This window comes from Rheinheimera oceanensis (assembly GCF_018831085.1).
GTDB lineage: Bacteria > Pseudomonadota > Gammaproteobacteria > Enterobacterales > Alteromonadaceae > Alishewanella > Alishewanella oceanensis.
This window is the reverse complement of the sequence record NZ_JAGPNM010000051.1, coordinates 1-534: the sequence shown is the minus strand read 5'-3', so window position 1 is coordinate 534 and position 534 is coordinate 1. Positions and strand designations below refer to the sequence as shown.

The following is a 534-nucleotide window of genomic DNA, read 5'->3' as shown; positions in this document are numbered from 1 at the left end:
GTACAGGGAAGTTATGAGCGCAATTCAGATTTTAGAAGAAAAACTGCTCGGAAATTTCTACTCATTGTTTAGAGTAGGATATACCTACGGCTTAGATTTCGATAGTTTTTGGCTCATTGCTAACAATGTCACTTGTTCAGACGAGGAGAAATTGACTGAACAATTACTGGCAATTTATCAACCTACCGGAGAAGCCGTCGATAAAGAGCATGTTGCGAAGAGCATTATACTTGCGTCAACTCTTCAAAAGAGCATTACTAGCGTAGCACTACTGCCAGATTCGAGTCTTGAGCTTATTTTTGAAAACGGCGTAAAGTTATTATTTCCAACCGACACTGAAGTCGTTGATTGGCACTGGGCACTTAATGAAAGCAGCAAAGATCCTTACCATGGCTGTATTGTGTGTGCTTTTGCACCAGGGGATGTTCAGTGGTAACTGCTAACAAATTGCTTAATTTCGTTCCGGCCACAAAAAGCGTGGCCTCCACTGGACTGCCTACGCTGCGCTGCGGCAGCCAATTAGCAAAGCGTTAT

At 43.1% G+C, this 534-nt stretch carries 1 protein-coding gene; it reads left to right on the top strand.

Translation table 11 applies throughout. The annotated features are described in order from the left end of the window. Positions 1-436, top strand: a 436-nt coding sequence (locus J3B89_RS21055; protein ID WP_215399552.1) for a hypothetical protein, incomplete at its 5' end; no start/stop codon positions are given. Positions 437-534 lie beyond the last annotated feature (98 nt).